General features: G+C 72.9%; 17 protein-coding genes and 2 pseudogenes. 15 read left to right on the forward strand and 4 right to left on the reverse strand.

From position 1 onward, the window contains the following. From E1182_RS22095 to E1182_RS22135, 11 genes and pseudogenes are all read left to right on the forward strand, one after another. A partial coding sequence (locus E1182_RS22095) for a DnaJ C-terminal domain-containing protein (RefSeq protein ID WP_132268431.1) occupies window positions 1-870 on the forward strand: 870 nt, incomplete at its 5' end. Beyond that, complete coding sequence (locus E1182_RS22100) at window positions 871-1,605, forward strand: 16S rRNA (uracil(1498)-N(3))-methyltransferase (protein ID WP_132268434.1); 735 nt, start codon at window positions 871-873, stop codon at window positions 1,603-1,605. Window positions 1,606-1,773: 168 nt separating this feature from the next. Beyond that, window positions 1,774-2,124, forward strand: a complete 351-nt coding sequence (locus tag E1182_RS22105; protein ID WP_132268437.1) for a histidine triad nucleotide-binding protein — start codon at window positions 1,774-1,776, stop codon at window positions 2,122-2,124. 189 nt (window positions 2,125-2,313) lie between these two features. Continuing rightward, a pseudogene (locus E1182_RS32425) lies at window positions 2,314-3,055 on the forward strand (PhoH family protein); the annotation flags it as partial. Window positions 3,056-3,333: 278 nt separating this feature from the next. Beyond that, window positions 3,334-3,816 (forward strand): annotated as a pseudogene (locus E1182_RS32430) (LAGLIDADG family homing endonuclease); the annotation flags it as partial. A 198-nt stretch (window positions 3,817-4,014) separates the two neighbouring features. Further along, the gene (locus tag E1182_RS32435; protein WP_256370849.1) at window positions 4,015-4,443 is read left to right on the forward strand and encodes a PhoH family protein; all 429 of its coding nucleotides are present in this window, start codon (window positions 4,015-4,017) and stop codon (window positions 4,441-4,443) included. A gap of 14 nt (window positions 4,444-4,457) precedes the next feature. Further along, complete coding sequence (gene ybeY / locus E1182_RS22115; protein ID WP_132268443.1) at window positions 4,458-4,931, forward strand: rRNA maturation RNase YbeY; 474 nt, start codon at window positions 4,458-4,460, stop codon at window positions 4,929-4,931. Next, complete coding sequence (locus tag E1182_RS22120) at window positions 4,907-6,310, forward strand: hemolysin family protein (RefSeq protein WP_207921479.1); 1,404 nt, start codon at window positions 4,907-4,909, stop codon at window positions 6,308-6,310. The genes ybeY and E1182_RS22120 overlap by 25 nt, the downstream gene beginning before the upstream one ends. Further along, complete coding sequence (locus tag E1182_RS22125; protein ID WP_132268448.1) at window positions 6,303-6,689, forward strand: cytidine deaminase; 387 nt, start codon at window positions 6,303-6,305, stop codon at window positions 6,687-6,689. The genes E1182_RS22120 and E1182_RS22125 overlap by 8 nt, the downstream gene beginning before the upstream one ends. Next, window positions 6,686-7,585 (forward strand): GTPase Era, encoded by a 900-nt coding sequence (gene era, locus E1182_RS22130; RefSeq protein WP_132268450.1) that lies wholly within the window; start codon window positions 6,686-6,688, stop codon window positions 7,583-7,585. The genes E1182_RS22125 and era overlap by 4 nt, the downstream gene beginning before the upstream one ends. Before the next feature lie 157 nt (window positions 7,586-7,742). After that, on the forward strand, window positions 7,743-8,957 hold the full coding sequence (locus tag E1182_RS22135) for an acyltransferase (protein WP_132268452.1): 1,215 nt from the start codon (window positions 7,743-7,745) through the stop codon (window positions 8,955-8,957). Here E1182_RS22135 and E1182_RS22140 read toward each other — a convergent pair. Further along, the gene (locus E1182_RS22140; RefSeq protein ID WP_132268455.1) at window positions 8,938-9,714 is read right to left on the reverse strand and encodes a DUF4097 family beta strand repeat-containing protein; all 777 of its coding nucleotides are present in this window, start codon (window positions 9,712-9,714) and stop codon (window positions 8,938-8,940) included. The genes E1182_RS22135 and E1182_RS22140 overlap by 20 nt on opposite strands. Window positions 9,715-9,814: 100 nt before the next feature. On the opposite strand from E1182_RS22140, the gene recO reads away from it, so the two are divergent. From recO to E1182_RS22155, 3 genes are all read left to right on the forward strand, one after another. After that, window positions 9,815-10,684: a DNA repair protein RecO gene (gene recO, locus E1182_RS22145; protein ID WP_132268457.1), complete on the forward strand. Its 870-nt coding sequence runs from the start codon at window positions 9,815-9,817 to the stop codon at window positions 10,682-10,684. A 32-nt stretch (window positions 10,685-10,716) separates the two neighbouring features. Then, entirely contained in the window at window positions 10,717-11,493 is a 777-nt protein-coding gene (locus tag E1182_RS22150) for an isoprenyl transferase (protein ID WP_207921480.1), read from the forward strand. 83 nt (window positions 11,494-11,576) lie between these two features. Further along, on the forward strand, window positions 11,577-11,762 hold the full coding sequence (locus tag E1182_RS22155; protein ID WP_132268463.1) for a hypothetical protein: 186 nt from the start codon (window positions 11,577-11,579) through the stop codon (window positions 11,760-11,762). Between the two features lie 175 nt (window positions 11,763-11,937). Here E1182_RS22155 and gndA read toward each other — a convergent pair whose 3' ends face one another. Next, window positions 11,938-13,380 carry an NADP-dependent phosphogluconate dehydrogenase gene (gndA, locus tag E1182_RS22160; protein ID WP_132268465.1) on the reverse strand — a complete coding sequence of 481 codons (1,443 nt, stop codon included), beginning with the start codon at window positions 13,378-13,380 and terminating at the stop codon, window positions 11,938-11,940. Window positions 13,381-13,863: 483 nt separating this feature from the next. Between gndA and E1182_RS22165 the strand changes: the two genes are divergently transcribed. Beyond that, the gene (locus E1182_RS22165) at window positions 13,864-14,130 is read left to right on the forward strand and encodes a hypothetical protein (protein WP_132268468.1); all 267 of its coding nucleotides are present in this window, start codon (window positions 13,864-13,866) and stop codon (window positions 14,128-14,130) included. Between the two features lie 106 nt (window positions 14,131-14,236). Here the strand turns inward: E1182_RS22165 and E1182_RS22170 are convergent, their stop codons facing one another. Both E1182_RS22170 and E1182_RS22175 read right to left on the reverse strand, forming a co-directional pair. After that, window positions 14,237-15,037: an energy-coupling factor transporter transmembrane protein EcfT gene (locus E1182_RS22170; protein WP_132268470.1), complete on the reverse strand. Its 801-nt coding sequence runs from the start codon at window positions 15,035-15,037 to the stop codon at window positions 14,237-14,239. Beyond that, a partial coding sequence (locus E1182_RS22175) for an ABC transporter ATP-binding protein (RefSeq protein WP_132268472.1) occupies window positions 15,034-15,711 on the reverse strand: 678 nt, incomplete at its 5' end. The genes E1182_RS22175 and E1182_RS22170, both read right to left, overlap by 4 nt.

A 15,711-nucleotide genomic window follows, 5' to 3' on the forward strand; every position in this document is an offset into this window, starting at 1 on the left:
TTCCAGGACATCATGGACGCCTTCTTCGGCGGGGCTGCCGGCGGCGCCCGAGGGCCGCGCCCGCGTACCCGGCCCGGGGCCGACGCGATCCTGCGGCTCGAGCTGGACCTGCACGAGACCGCGTTCGGCGTCGAGGCACCGATCACCGTCGACACCGCGGTGCTCTGCACCACCTGCTCCGGGGCGGGCACCGCGGCCGGCACCCACCTGGCCACCTGTGAGGCGTGCGGCGGCCGGGGCGAGGTGCAGTCGGTGCAGCGCACCTTCCTCGGCCAGGTGGTCTCCGCCCGGCCGTGCACCGTCTGCCAGGGCTACGGCACCACCATCCCGCACCCCTGCCCGACCTGCGCCGGCGACGGAAGGGTGCGGACCCGCCGCTCGCTGACCGTCAAGATCCCGGCCGGCGTCGAGGACGGCATGCGGATCCGGCTCGCCCAGCAGGGCGAGGTCGGCCCGGGCGGTGGCACCGCCGGCGACCTCTACGTGGAGATCCACGAACGGCCGCACGACGTCTACTCCCGCAAGGGCGACGACCTGCACTGCCGGGTCACCGTGCCGATGACCGCCGCCGCGCTCGGCACCCGGCTGACCATCAAGACCCTCGACAGCGAGGAGACGGTCGACGTCAAGCCCGGCACCCAGCCGGGCAGTACGCTGCGGCTGCGCGCCCGGGGCGTGCCGCACCTGCGCGGCACCGGCCGGGGCGACCTCTACGTCCACCTCGACGTGCGGACCCCGACCAAGCTCGACGCCGAGCAGGAGCGGATGCTGCGCGAGTTCGCCAAGACCCGGGGCGAGGAGGTCGCCGAGCTGACCAAGCAGGGCGGCTTCTTCTCCCGGATGCGCGACGCGTTCAACGGGCACGCCTGAGTGTCCGCACCGCTGTTCCTGGTCGAGGCACTGCCGGTTGCGGACACGCTGACCCTGGACGGCCCGGAGGGGCGTCACGCGGCCACCGTCCAGCGGCTGCGCGTCGGTGAGGAACTGCTGCTGGCCGACGGCCGGGGCGGCACGGCCGCCGCCGTGGTCGCCGCCGTCGGCCGGGGCACCCTCGACCTGCGGGTCACCGCCCGGGGGTACGCCGACGCCGAGGCCCCCCGGCTGGTCGTCGTGCAGGGCATCGCCAAGGGTGACCGGGGTGAGCTGGCCGTGCAGGCGATGACCGAGGTCGGGGTGGACGAGATCGTGCCTTGGGCGGCGTCCCGGTCGGTGACGCAGTGGCGGGGCGATCGCGGCGTACGGGCCAGGGAGAAGTGGGTCGCCACCGCCCGGGAGGCGACCAAGCAGGCCCGCCGTCCGTGGCTGCCGGTGGTGGCCGGCGCGCCCGACGAGTCCACCGCCGCCGTGGCGCGGCGGATCGCCGGGGCGCAGACGGCGTTCGTGCTGCACGAGGAGGCGCAGGAGCGGCTGACCGCTGTCGACCTGCCCGACACCGGCGAGATCGTGCTGGTGGTGGGGCCCGAGGGCGGCATCGCCCCGGCTGAGCTGGCCGCCTTCACCGAGGCGGGTGCCCGCCCGGTCCGCCTCGGCCCGTCGGTGCTGCGTACGTCCACCGCCGGCGTGGTCGCCCTGACCGTCCTCGCCACCCGCCTCGCCCGCTGGTGATCCCACGCACGGCCGCGCCGCCCGATGCTCCGGGGTCAGCGCGGCTGTGCTCGCCTGGCCGGCCGCCGTGGGTGACCACGAGTGAGAGCCGGGCCGGCGGCGGGTGACCGGCCGGAATCGCGGGGGCGCGTCGCGGGCGAGCCGGTCGGTACGACCTACGATGCCCGAATGGGAGCTGACTGCCTGTTCTGCCGCATCGTCGCCGGGGAGATCCCGGCGACCATCGTCCGGGAAACCGACCGCACGCTCGCCTTCCGCGACATCGACCCGAAGGCGCCGGTACACGTGCTGGTCATCCCCAAGGAGCACTACGTCGACGTGGCCACGCTGGGCCAGGGTGACCCGGCGCTCGCCGGTGAGGTGCTGGCCACGGCCGCCGCCGTGGCCGAGGACGAGGGGCTGCTCGGCGACGGCTTTCGGCTGATGTTCAACACCGGCGCGTACGGCGGGCAGGAGGTCTTCCACGTGCACGCGCACCTGCTCGGCGGCGCGCCGCTGGGCCCGATGCTCGCCCGCTGACCGGCCCTCGGAGTCGATCAAGCAGCTGGGCGCAGCCGGCGGGCGTTTGGTCCGGTCTGCCGCAGGCGGAAATGGACCGGGTGCCCCCGCCGCGGAACGGATACCATGGGTACAACGTCCGCACGCCGCGCCAGCAGGGCCCGGCGCCGAGATCGGAAGCAGGTGGCACAGGGCCCGACGGCCCGAGCTATGACCGGCACCCCACCTCCCGGCCCGCCCCGGGTGCAGACCAGGATCACGGTCCCCGACCCCAAGATCATGGTGAATCTGCTCGGCGCGGGCGACGAGATCCTGCGGCTCGTAGAACGCTCGATCAACAGTGACGTGCACGTGCGTGGCAACGAGGTGACCATCACCGGTACGCCCGCCGACAACGCCCTCGCCGAGCGCCTCTTCAGCGAGCTGCTCGAACTGATCGAGAAAGGCGAGACCCTGACCACCGACGCCGTCCGGCGTACCGTCGGCATGCTCGAGCAGGGCAGCGCCGAGCGGCCCGCCGAGGTCCTCACCCTCAACATCCTGTCCCGGCGCGGGCGCACCATCCGTCCCAAGACCCTCGGGCAGAAGAAGTACGTCGACGCGATCGACGCGCACACCATCGTCTTCGGCATCGGCCCCGCCGGTACCGGCAAGACCTACCTGGCGATGGCGAAGGCCGTGCAGGCGCTGCAGGCCAAGCAGGTCAACCGGATCATCCTCACCCGGCCGGCGGTCGAGGCGGGGGAGCGGCTGGGCTTCCTGCCCGGCACCCTCAACGAGAAGATCGACCCGTACCTGCGCCCGCTCTACGACGCGCTGCACGACATGCTCGACCCGGAGTCCATCCCGAAACTGATGGCCGCCGGCACGATCGAGGTGGCGCCGCTGGCATACATGCGCGGGCGTGCGCAGCCGTACGACGCGCGGGTGCTGACCCCGGAGGGCTTCAAGCCGTTCGGGTCGCTCCGGATCGGTGACCTGGTCATCGGCTCGAACGGGACACCCACCCCGGTGATCGGCATCTACCCTCAGGGGCCCCGGAAGGTCTACCGGGTCACCACGCAGGACGGGGCTTCCACCCTCTGCTGCGGCGAGCACCTCTGGACCGTCGCCACCCCGGACGACAAGCGGCGCGGGCGCCGGCGCACGCTCGAGACGCGGGAGATGATCGGCAAGGAGTGGCGGGGTCATACTCGCCGGTACGAGCTTCCCGTCGTGGCACCGGTGCAGATGGAGCCCCGGGACGTCCCGCTCGACCCGTACGCGCTCGGTCTGCTGCTCGGTGACGGTTCGATCTCGTGTCAGACCACGCCGGCGTTCAGCACCGGGGATCCGGAACTCGCGCTCGCGTTGGAGCAGGCGCTCACCGACATCGAGCTGGTCCACAAGAGCAACTACGACTACGTCGTCCGGCACGTCAAGGGTCACCGGGGCGGCGTCATCGTGGCCAACCCGGTGACGGCGGCCCTGCGTGAGCTGAGCCTGGCCGGTACGACGTCGGCTACGAAGTTCGTCCCCGACGTGTACAAGTCCAACAGCCTCGACGTTCGTCTGGCCGTGCTGCAGGGGTTGCTGGACACCGACGGCGGGGCGGTCGTCCAGGCGGGTCGCACCTGCCGGGTGCAGTACTGCACGACGTCCCCCCGACTGCGCGACGACGTGGTCCACCTGGTCCAGTCGTTGGGTGGCGTCGCCACCTGGCGGGTCCGGGAGGCCGAGGGGCGCAGGCCCGGCCTGGCGAAGGGACGTCCGGTCTCGTACCGGGCCGACGCCTACGTCGTGGAGATCCGGCTGCCTGCCGGGATCGCGCCCTTCCGCCTGTCCCGCAAGCGTCGGCTGTACGACGAGCATGGCGGTGGTCGGCCGATGCGGTTCATCGACTCGATCATCCCGGCCGGCGTGCAGGAAACGATGTGCATCCAGGTCGCGGCGGAGGACTCGCTGTACGTCACCGACCACTTCCTGGTCACACACAACACCCTCAATGACGCGTTCATCATTCTCGACGAGGCGCAGAACACCACGCCCGAGCAGATGAAGATGTTCCTCACCCGGCTCGGCTTCGGTTCCAAGATCGTGGTGACCGGTGACGTCACCCAGGTGGACCTTCCCGGCGGGACGACCAGTGGGCTGCGGATGGTCCGGGAGATTCTGGCGGGGGTCGAGGACGTGCACTTCGCCCCGCTCTCCAGCTCCGACGTGGTCCGGCACAAACTGGTCGGGGAGATCGTCGACGCGTACGCCCGCTGGGACGCCGAGCGGGAGAACCAGCAGGCGCAGGGCGTGCACGCCGTGCCCGGGCGGACCGCCCAGGGCGGCCGGGCCGGTCGGCGCCGCTAATGACAGAGGAAGACATGTCCATCGAGATCGCCAACGAGTCCGGCGTCGAGGTCGACACCGACGCCGTGCTCGCCGTCGCCCGGCACGCCCTCGACGAGATGGGGGTCAACCCCCTCGCCGAGCTCTCCGTGCTGCTGGTCGACATCGACTACATGACCGAGCTGAACCACCGCTGGATGGGCGGGGACGGGCCGACTGACGTGCTCGCCTTCCCGATGGACGAGGGCAGCGTCGACCACGGCCCGGGCGAGAGCGGCCCGGCCGGTGGCGAGCCGGCCCTGCTCGGTGACATCGTGCTCTGCCCGGAGGTGGCCGCCAAGCAGGCCGCGGCCGCCGGGCACTCGGCCGCCGACGAGCTGCACCTGCTCACCGTGCACGGGGTGCTGCACCTGCTCGGGTACGACCACGCCGAGCCGGAGGAGGAGCGGGAGATGTTCGGGCTCCAGGCGCGACTGCTGGCCAGCTGGCGGTCGACCCGGACCCGGTGATGGACACTCTCGCGGCGGGCCCGACAGCGGGTCTGCCCGACCTCCAGTTGATCTTCTTCGCCGCCGGTCTGGTGGTGCTCGCCGGCCTGATCGCGATGACCGAGGCGGCGTTGGCCGCCGTCTCTCCGGCGCGGGCCGCCGAGCTGGCCCGGGACGGCGCGCGAGGTGCGGGCACGCTCCAGGCGGTCGCCGGTGACGTGGTCCGCCACCTCAACCTGCTGCTGCTGCTTCGGCTGCTCGCCGAGTTGACCGCCACCACGTTGGTGGCGCTGGTCGCGGTGGACACCTACGGTGCGGGCTGGCGGGCGGCGCTGCTCACCGCCGGCGCGATGACCGTGGTCAGCTTCGTGGTGGTCGGCGTGGCCCCGCGTACCCTCGGCCGGCAGCACGCGTACGCGGTCGGTCGGTCGGTGGCGCCGTTGGTGCGCTGGCTGGGCCGGGCGCTCAACCCGCTCGCCTCGCTGCTGATCCTGATCGGCAACGCGGTCACTCCGGGGCGCGGTTTCCGGGAGGGCCCGTTCGCGACCCAGGTGGAACTGCGTGAGCTGGTCGACCTGGCCGAGAAGCGCGGTGTCGTGGAGCACGGCGAGCGGCAGATGATCCACTCGGTCTTCGCCCTCGGCGACACCATCGCCCGGGAGGTGATGGTGCCGCGTACCGAGATGGTGTGGATCGAGGAGGGCAAGACCCTCTCCCAGGCGCTGACGCTCTTCCTGCGCTCCGGTTTCTCGCGGATCCCGGTGATCGGGGAGAGCGTCGACGACGTGCTCGGTGTGCTCTACCTCAAGGACCTGATCCGGCGTACCCGTGGTGGCGACCCACGCGACCACCAGACGCCGGTCCGGGAGTTGATGCGACCGGCGACCTTCGTGCCGGAGTCCAAGCCGGTCGACGACCTGCTCTCGGAGATGCAGGCCGCCCGCAACCATCTGGTCATCGTCGTCGACGAGTACGGCGGCACGGGCGGCCTGGTCACCATCGAGGACATCCTGGAGGAAATCGTCGGGGAGATCACCGACGAGTACGATGTCGAACGCCCGCCGGTCGAGCACCTGGCGGACGGGTCGGTGCGGGTGACCGCCCGGCTCCCGGTGGAGGATCTCGGTGAGCTGTTCGACACCGAGCTGCCCACCGACGAGGTGGAGACGGTCGGTGGCTTGCTGGCCCAGGCGCTGGGCCGGGTGCCGATCCCCGGCGCCGAAGCCGAGGTCGCCGGGCTGCGCCTGCTCGCCGAGGGCACCACCGGCCGGCGCAACCGGATCGACACCGTGCTGGTCAGCCGGGTCGAGCCAGGCGGCCAGCCAGCGGGGGGCGGCGAGTCCACCGAGTCCCGCACGGACCAGTCCAGAACCGAGGAGAGGCAACCCGCCGATGCCTGAGTCACCCGCCGTACCGGCCGCCCGGCCCACCCCGTCCGACCCGGCCGCGTTGAGCGCCGAGGACGGCAAGCTGGTCGTCCTGGCCCGGGGCGCCCGAGGTCGAGTGGGGGCCGTGGAGGGCGCGGCGGTCCGCGACCAGGACGGCCGGACGTACGCCGCGGCCAGTGTCGCGTTGCCGTCGCTGACCCTCACCGCGCTTCAGCTGGCGGTGGCCTCCGCCGTCGCGGCGGGAGCCACCCGGTTGGAGGCGGCCGTGGTGGTGACCGAGGCGTCGACGCTGGACGGGGCGGGGCACGCCGCCGTGCGGGATCTTGCCGCCGACGCGCCGATCCACGTCGCCGCGCCGGACGGCACGGTCCTTGGCACGGTGGTCGAGTGACCGCCGACGTCACCCAGCGTCCGTACCGGGCGGGGTTCGCCTGTTTCGTCGGCCGACCCAACGCGGGCAAGTCGACGTTGACCAACGCGATCGTCGGCCAGAAGATCGCGATCACCTCGAGCAAGCCGCAGACCACTCGGCACGTGATCCGGGCCGTACTGCACCGCCCGGACTCCCAGCTCGTCCTGGTGGACACGCCGGGCCTGCACCGCCCCCGTACGCTGCTCGGCGAGCGCCTGAACGACCTGGTTCGCTCGACCTGGAGCGAGGTCGACGTGATCGGGCTCTGCATCCCGGCCGACGAGCCGATCGGTCGGGGTGACCGGTTCATCAGCGGTGAGCTGGCCGAGCTGAAGGCCACCGTGCTGGCCGTGGTGACCAAGACCGATCTGGTGGACCGCAAGCGTCTGGCCGAGCAGCTGCTGGCAGTCAGCGAGCTGGGCGAGTTCGCCGACGTGGTGCCGGTCAGCGCCGTCTCGGGGCACCAGGTGGACACCCTGGTGGACGTGATGACCGGCTACCTGCCGCCGTCGCCGCAGCTCTACCCGGACGACATGCTCACCGACGACCCGGAGCAGGTGCTCGTCGCCGAGCTGATCCGGGAGGCGGCCCTGGAGGGGGTTCGCGACGAGTTGCCGCACTCCATCGCGGTGGTCGTCGAGGAGATGATCCCCGAGGGCCCGGTCATGAAGATCTACGCCGACGTGTACGTCGAGCGGCCCAGCCAGAAGGCGATCGTCATCGGGCACCGGGCCAGCCGGCTCAAGGACGTGGGCACCCGCGCCCGCCGGCAGATCGAGGAGCTGCTCGGTACCCGGGTCTACCTCGACCTGCACGTGCGGGTGGCGAAGGACTGGCAGCGGGACCCGAAGCAGTTGCGCAAGCTCGGCTTCTGAGGCCGGTCGCCGGGAGGGGCGGGGTGCCGGCGCGCGCCGGGACGGCCCGTGCGATGTGCAAAACCTCACGTTTGCCCCGATAATGCGCTGGTTTCACAGGATCGACTCGCAGGGTAGGGAACAGTTACCCCTTGCCCCCTGACATAGATGCAGGCTGATGCGTAATCGATACCTTGACCTGCTGCGTGCCCTGGCCCTCATCCGGGTCGTGGTCTACCACGTCACCGGGCTCGCCGCGCTGACGCTGGTCTTCCCGGCGATGTCGGTGATGTTCGCGCTGGCCGGTTCGCTGATGGCGGCCTCCCTCGACCGCTGCGGGCCGTCCGCGGTACTGCGCCGCCTGCGCCGGCTGCTGCCGTCGCTGTGGGTGGTGGCGGCGGTCCTCGTACCGGCCATGCTGCTGACCGGGCTGGCGGTGCACCCGCGGGTGCTGCTCTGGCTCTTCCCGGTCGCCGACCCGCCGGCCAACTACTGGGGGGCGCTGGCGCTCAGCCCGATCTGGTACCTGCGCGACTACCTCTGGTTCGTGCTCGCCTCGCCGGTGGCGCTCTGGCTGTTCCGGCGCGCGCCTCTGCCCACCCTGCTGGCCCCGTACGTCCTGCTGGTCGCCATCGAGTCCGGCATCCTGGCCACCGCGTCCACCGTGCTGCACCACTTCGGTCTCTACTTCGGTGCGTGGCTGCTCGGCTTCGCCCACCACGACGGCACGCTGCGACGACTGGCCAACCGGGTGCTGGTGCCCACGGCGCTGGTCCTCGGCGCGGCCGGCGGCGGGTGGATCCTCACCCACCCCGGCCCGCGCGGGTACGACCTCAACGACATCCCGCTGGGCAACGCGCTCTGGTCGGCCGCGTTCATCCTGCTGATGATCGGCCGCGCCCCGGTCGCCGCCGCCTGGGTGGACCGCAGTCCGCTGGTCGGCCGGCTGGTGACCGTGGTGAACCGGCGGGCGCTGACGATCTACCTCTGGCACATGCCGTTCGTGGTGCTGCTGACGCCGATGGTGGGGCTGGTCGGCTGGACCGACCGCGACCCGATGGGACTGGCCGTCCGGGTGGTGCTGGTCTTCGCCCTGGTCGGCGTCGTCACCCTGCTTGTCGGCTGGGTGGAGGACGTGGCTGCCCGCCGCCGGCCCGAACTGATCCCCGGCGGCCGGGCGCCGACCCGGACCGACCCGGCGCGCCCGGCCGCAGCCGGCGGGGCCGGCTCCGTGGACATGCCGACGAGTCCGCCACCGGCCGGCGCCAGTTTCGGCGTGGACGGGCCGGTGGTCCGCGTGGGTGCACCCGGACGGGCGGTGGTGCCCGACCCGCGCCGGGCCGACATCGCCCCCGAGAGCACCACCGTCGACCTCAACGTTGGTCGACGGTGACGTTCCCGCTGCCGGTGCTCAGGTCGAGCAGCAGGGAAGCGCCCGGATCGTGTTGGACACCCAGGCTGGCATCGCCGGAACCGGTGTGGGACCGCACCCGGTACCGACCCGGGGGCACACCCAGCGTCACGTCCCCGCTGGCGGTGTGCGCCCGCGTCGAGGCGGGCCGGTCCAGACCGAGGGTGACGTCACCGGAGCCGGTCTCCGCGTCCACCTCGCCGCCGAGCCGGTCGCCGGTGATGTCCCCGGAGGAGGCGCGCAGCCGCGTCACACCGGCCACGCCGGTCACGTCGATGTTGCCCGAGCCGGTCTCGACGCGTACCGGGCCGGTGGCGGAGGTGACCCCGATGTTGCCGGAGCCCAGCACGAAGTCGACGGTGCCGACCTTGGTCAGTTCGACGTCGCCGGAGCCGGTCTCGCCCCGGACCGTGACTCCCTCCGGCGCGGTCACCTCGTACGACACCGAGCAGTGGGGGCCACAGCGGGTGTCGAGCACCAGCTCGTCACCGCGGATCTCGTACGTGCGTGCCGGCTGGTCGCCCTGGTAGCGCAGCACCCGTTTGATGCGTACCTCGGTGGCTGGGCCGGTCGCCCGCACCACCACGTCGCCCGAGCCCGGCCGCACCGTCACCGTGCCGATCCGGACCGCCTCGGTCTGGTCGAACTCCAGCCGCCGGAACGCCAGCGTGTCACACCCGGCGGTGAGGATGAGAGCGGTGGCCGCGCCCAGGGCCGCGGCGCTGCGGGGAAGAACCATGCTTCCCAACCTAGGGCCGCGCGTTGGCTCACACATCAGGGACGTGGTCGGGTCCACCCCGAACCGACCCTGATTTCCCACCCCGGGGGAGAATGGTCCGATGGCCGGGTACCGCCGACAGCTCTACCGCGACGACGCGGTGGTGCTGCGCGTGCAGAAGCTGGGCGAGTCCGACCGGATCATCACGCTGTTGACCCGCCGGCACGGCCGGATCCGCGCGGTGGCTCGCGGCGTGCGGCGCACCACCAGCCGGTTCGGCGCCCGGCTGGAGCCGTTCGGGCACGTCGACCTCCAACTGGCCGGCGACCCGAAGGGCAACCAGGGCAGCTCGTTGCACACCGTCAGCCAGGTCGAGGGGATCGACCTGTACGGCAAGCGGTTCCTCGGCGACTACCCCCGTTACACGGCGGCCAGCGCGATCGCCGAGACGGCGGAGCGGCTCACCCCCGTCGAGCGGGAGCCGTCGCTGCGGCTGTTCCAGCTCACCCTCGGCGCGCTCAAGGCCCTCGCCCGGGGCGAGCACGCCACCACGCTGGTGCTCGACGCGTACCTGCTGCGCGGGATGTCCCTCGCCGGGTGGGCTCCGGCGCTGGTCGCCTGCGCGGTCTGCGGCACGCCGGGGCGGCACCGGGCGTTCTCCGTGCCGGCCGGCGGAGCGGTCTGCCCGGACTGCCGGCCGCCCGGCGCAGCGCATCCCGCCCCGGCCACCATCGACCTGATGTCCGCGTTGACCAGCGGTGACTGGGTGGTCGCCGACGCCACCGACCCGGGCGTACGCCGGGAGTGCAGCGGCCTGGTCGCGGCGCACCTGCAGTGGCACCTGGAGCGCGCGTTACGCTCGCTGCCGCTGGTCGACCGGGGTGCTCCGGCGCCCGGCGCGGCTCCGCCGCCGGGCGGCGCGGGGCCGGGTGCGGTCCCGCCGCGCGTCGGGCCCGCCACCGCCGCTGTGTTCAGGGAGAGGACCGAGTGATCCGATCGACGAGGGGCGTCCGACGCCAGCCGGTGCCACCGACCCCGCACCCGTCCGGCGCCCGGCCGCCGGCCCTGCCGGCCGATGCCCTGCCGAAGCACGTCGCGATCGTCATGGACGGCAACGGCCGGTGGGCCAAGGAGCGTGGGCTGCCCCGGACGAAGGGCCACGAGCAGGGCGAGTTCAGCCTCTTCGACACCATCGAGGGCGCCATCGAGCTGGGCATCCCCTACCTGTCGGCGTACGCGTTCTCCACCGAGAACTGGCGGCGCTCCCCGGAGGAGGTCCGTTTCCTGATGGGCTTCAACCGGGATGTCATCCGCCGCCGCCGCGACCAGCTCGTCGACCTCGGGGTCCGGGTGGTCTGGTCGGGGCGGGCCGGTCGCCTGTGGAAGAGCGTCATCAGCGAGTTGCAGACCGCCGAGGAGATGTCCCGGGGCAACTCGACGCTGACCCTGCAGTTCTGCGTGAACTACGGCGGCCAGGCGGAGATCGCCGATGCCGCCGCCGCGATCGCCCGGGACGTGGCCGCCGGTCGGCTCGACCCGTCCAAGGTCAACGAGAAGACCGTGGCGCGGTACCTCTACCATCCGGAGATCCCCGAGGTGGACCTCTTCCTGCGCCCCTCCGGCGAGGAACGGATCTCCAACTTCCTGCTCTGGCAGACCGCGTACGCCGAGCTGGTCTTCCTGGACACCCTGTGGCCGGACTTCGACCGCCGCCACCTGTGGTACGCCTGCGAGCTGTACGCGCAGCGGGACCGCCGCTTCGGTGGGGCGTTGCCCAACCCGGTCGCCCCGCCGTCCTGACCTGGACGGGGCGCGGATCACGATTGGTGATCTCGGATCCGGGGTATCACCATCCCAGCAGCCGATCGCGGAGGTGAACCCACATGATGCAGAAGCGGATCGCCCAGTGGGCGGTCATGGCGGTCGCCGTGCCGCTGGCGGCGGCCGGTGCCCGTCGGCTCAGCCACTCGCTGGAGGCCCGTCGTGGTCCCACCGGCGTGAGCCGCCTGCTGGCCAAGGGCGCCGACCTGCTGCGCCCGCAGAAGGCCAAGCGTCGCCGGTTCTGGTGACGACCGTCCGACGCCGCCGCCCCTCCGGGCGGCGGCGTCGTCGTGTCCGCCCCGGCATGCTCCGGGCACAGAGTGCGGCATGCCGCGCTGTCCCAAGGACGGGATGGCGCGACATGCCGCAAACCGCCTGGTCATCGCGCGTCCCACCGGGACGCGGTGGACCGGCGGGTGAGGGCTAGCCCGCCACCTCGGAACGGTCACCGGACCAGAGGGTGTGGAAGGTGCCCTCCCGGTCGACCCGACGGTAGGTGTGCGCACCGAAGTTGTCCCGCAGACCCTGGATCAGCGCCGCCGGCAGCCGCTGGGCGCGCAGCGCGTCGAAGTACGCCAGTGACGAGGAGAACGCCGGGGTGGGCACGCCGGCCCGGGCCGCGTCGGCGACCACCCGCCGCCAGCTCGGTACGCCGTCGCTGACCGCGTCGGCGAAGTACGGCGCCACCAGCAGCGTCGGCAGCTCCGGCTGCTCGTCGTAGGCCTCGCGGATGCGGTCCAGGAAACGGGCCCGGATGATGCAGCCGCCGCGCCAGATGGTGGCGGTGCCGCCCAGGTCGATGTTCCAGTCGTACTCGCGGCTGCCGGCGCGGATGTGGTCGAAGCCCTGCGCGTACGCGACGATCTTGCTGGCCAGCAACGCCCGCCGCACGTCCTCGACGAAGGTCTCCCGGTCCTCGACCTGCCACTTCTCGCCGGCGTCGCCGAAGGCGCGGCGGGCTGCCTCGCGCTGGCCGGCGTGGCCGGACAGCGACCGGGCGAACGTCGCCTCGGCGATACCGGTGATCGGGATGCCCAGGTCGAGCGCGCTCTGCACGGTCCAGCGGCCGGTGCCCTTCTGCTCCGCCTGGTCGAGCACGATGTCGACGAACGCGCGGCCGGACGCCGCGTCGGTGTGCGCCAGCACGTCGGCGGTGATCTCGATGAGGAAGGAGCCCAACTCGCCGGCGTTCCACTCCCGGAAGATCTCCGCGATCTCCGCCGGGGTCGCCGACAGCCCGGCCCGCAGCAGGTCGTACGCCTCGGCGATGAGCTGCATGTCGGCGTACTCGATGCCGTTGTGGACCATCTTCACGAAGTGGCCGGCGCCGTCCGGGCCGACGTGCCGGCAGCACGGCGTGCCGTCCACCTGCGCGGCGATCTTCTCGAACATCGGGCCGAGCTTGGCGTACGACTCGGCGGAGCCGCCGGGCATGATGCTCGGGCCGAGCAGCGCGCCCTCCTCGCCGCCGGAGACGCCGGTGCCAACGAAGTGCAGCCCGCGCTCGCGCAGCGCCTCCTCCCGCCGCCGGGTGTCGGCGAAGTGCGCGTTGCCGGCGTCGACGACGATGTCCCCCTCCTCCAGGAGCGGGACCAGCTCGTCGATGACCGCGTCGGTGGGGGCGCCGGCCTTGACCATGACGATCACCGCACGGGGCCGTTCCAGCGAGGCGACGAAGTCGGCGAGGGACTCCGACGGCACGAATGCGCCCTCGTCGCCATGCTCGGCCACCAGGCTGCGGGTGCGCTCCGGTGAGCGGTTGTGCACCGCCACCGTGAAGCCGTTGCGGGCCAGGTTCCGGGCCAGGTTGCGGCCCATCACCGCCAGCCCGGTCACCCCGATCTGCGCCGTCGCCTGCTGCGCCATCTATGTCCGCCCTTCTCGTACGTCCGTGGTGCTGCGACCGTATCGTGCCCGACCCCGCCCGGGGAGTGGACGTCGACGCTGGGTGATGAACGCGCCGCGCGCCGTCGCGCGGGGACGCCCGCTCACCCGGTACGTACCCCTGGTGACCTGCGGCTGTGTGGTGTGGTCGGCTCGTCCCATGGTGGGCCCGTGCGGCTGTGGGTACGCCACGGCCACCGAGCGTTCCCGTCTGGTGGACGCTTGCGTCCGGTGCCGGCCGGTAAATCGGATGCGTCCGCCGCCGGCCGCCGTTACCGTTCTGGCATGCGCATCTGACGCCCCTTCATCCAGAGCCCGACCCGCCGTCGTCGCGGGTCCGTGAGCTCCGGGCGTCCGCGTTGCCCTGAACGGGTCCTCTGTGGTCGGTCGCCCGGGCTTCCCTGCCCGCCGACCGCCCGCCCGTGTGGGTTGGCGGTCCTGTGAACCCGTAGCAGGAGGCAACGTATGCCCGCCCAACGCAGTCCCAGGAAGTCCCCGCGCACCCAGCCCTTCGCCGCCGCGCCCGACATGTCGGCGGGCCTGGAGGTGACCACGGCGGACCTCGACGCGCTCGCCGTGGCACCCGCCACCCCGGCCGTGCTACCCGCCGACCGTGCCGAACGGTCGGTCGCGGCCCGGGCCACGCCGCCGTGGTCGTCGGACCGGTCGGTCCGCGGCGGCTCCACCAGCGCCCGGGCGCAGACCCGCCGGTACGCCTTCCGGCGCAGCTGACCGGCCCCGACACCCGGCGCCGACGGCGGCCACGGCCCGTCGGCGCCGGGTGTCGGCGTGGTCGTCCGCCCGCGCTGTGGCCCGCGCCGGTCGTGGCTGCCGGCGCTCAGCCGAGCAGTGGGCGGAAGGTGCCCAGTGCGATGCTCACCGCCAACGCCCCGCCGGCCAGCACCGCCGCACCGACGAGCAGCAGCCAGTCCGCCGCGCCGAAGTGCTGCCGGCGGGCGACCGTTCGGGGGGTGCCGGCGTCGAAGCCGCGGGCGTCCATCGCCACCGCCAGCCGGGTGCCCCGCCGGATCGCACCGACCAGCAGGGCGAAGGCGGTCGACCCGAACAGCCGCAACCGGGCCACCGGATTGCGTCCAGCGTCCACGCCCCGCGCCCGGCGGGCCAGCGCGATCGTCTGCCACTCCTGACCGAGCAGCGGCACCAGCCGGAACGCGGCCAGTGCGCCGATGGCGAAACGGGCCGGGGCCTTCGCGTTCTGGATCAGCGCGTCGGCCAGGTCGGTCGGGTCGGTGGTGGCGAAGACGATGACCCCGGGCAGCGCCACCGCGAACATCCGCAGCACCAGCCCGAGCGCGGTGACCAGCACCCCTTCGGTCACCAGGACCGGCCCGACGTCCAGTAGCACCCGGCCGGAGCGGTCGGCGGCGAACAGCACCAGCGTGACCACGATCCCCACGCCGCCGGCCAGCAGCGGCAGCGCCCGTCGGGCCAGCACCCGGTACCGGACGCCGAACAGCGGTAGCAGCGCCAACTCGATGGCGAGTGCGATCGCCGGGGCCACCGGATCCAGGGTGGCCACCAGGATGAACGAGAACACCAGCGCGGCGGCGAGCTTCGCCACCGGGTTGCGTCGGGCCAGCGGCGCGTCGGGGGCCGCGACGGGCTCCACGCCGATCACGGCCGCGCCAGGGTGACCGTGCGGTCGGCCAGGGCGGAGACGAAGTCCGCATCGTGGGTGACGGTGACCACGCCGTGCCCGTCGTCGCGCAGGTCGGCGAAGAGGTCCACCAGTTCCCGCCAGGTCCGCCGGTCCTGCCCGAAGGTTGGTTCGTCGCAGACCAGCAGCCGGGGCGCGGTGGCCAGCGCGGTCGCCACGCTCAACCGCCGGGCCTCCCCGCCGGAGAGGGTGTACGGGTTGGCGCCGGCCAGGTCGATCAGCCGCAGCCGCCCCAGCAGCGAATCCACCGTGGCCCGTACCGCCGGTTCGGGCTGGCCGGTGCGGCGGGGGCCGAGCGCCAGTTCGTCGAAGACGGTACCGGTGACGAACTGGTGCTCCGGATCCTGGAAGACCGAGCCGACCCGGCGGGTCAACGCGGGTGCCCGCCACCGGTACGGGGGAGTTCGGGCGTCGGGACCGGCCAGGGCCGGCGTGGCGCAGACCCGGCCGGTGCCGGGGCGCAGCAGCCCACCGAGCAGCAGGGCCAGGGTCGACTTGCCTGCGCCGTTGGGTCCGAGTACGGCCAGCGCCTCGCCGGCGCGTACCGCACAGTCGGTGGCGGCCAGCCGGGGCGGCAGGCCGAGCCGGTCGGCGGTGAGCAGCACCTCCCCGGCGGGGGAGGGGGCGTGTCGGGG

Source organism: Micromonospora sp. KC721, assembly GCF_004348355.1.
In the GTDB taxonomy this organism is placed as follows: Bacteria; Actinomycetota; Actinomycetes; order Mycobacteriales; family Micromonosporaceae; genus Micromonospora.